Source organism: Sphingomonas sp. LH128, assembly GCF_000293195.2.
GTDB lineage: Bacteria > Pseudomonadota > Alphaproteobacteria > Sphingomonadales > Sphingomonadaceae > Novosphingobium > Novosphingobium resinovorum_A.
In genome coordinates this window covers 1-466 of record NZ_ALVC01000591.1, presented here as the reverse complement: position 1 = coordinate 466, position 466 = coordinate 1, and the positions used below count along the sequence as shown (strand labels likewise).

At 55.2% G+C, this 466-nt stretch carries 1 protein-coding gene; it reads right to left on the bottom strand.

Annotated elements, in window-relative coordinates; genetic code table 11:
- Positions 1 to 214: 214 nt before the first annotated feature.
- Positions 215 to 466 (bottom strand): alpha-ketoglutarate-dependent dioxygenase AlkB (locus tag LH128_RS30475; protein WP_008833544.1); only part of this gene is annotated, 252 nt, incomplete at its 5' end.

The following is a 466-nucleotide window of genomic DNA, read 5'->3' as shown; positions in this document are numbered from 1 at the left end:
GCGCGCGCTGCCGAAAGTAGGCAGCGTCTATCTGGTCGAACACGATCATCTCTCCTTGCGAACGCCTTTGGCGTTTCGAGCCGAGTCTCTACCAGTGATTCGCGACAAAATCCCGACATTCAACCGATAATTGAATTACTTCGCCATGAATTGTCGATGTAACCAATTACATACTTTGATCTCGTCCTGAAATCTCAGCGGAAGGATTATAATATTACCTCGCATATGCATTGGCCATGCTGCGAAAGGTGATGGACCACCGCGGCATTTCCATCTCGGCGATACTGTGCTCCCAATCGTATCGAGCACCCCCGCTCATGTGATATCCTGCACCTGGTTCCAGAGGCATTGAGGCCCGCGCGAAGCCTTCGCCGCGCCGTTGCCGGAAGCGCATCGTCGCGGGCTCTCCGAGCGATATGCCGATGATGTGCTCGTAGACCGGGCGATCCCTGTGCCAGCCGATGCC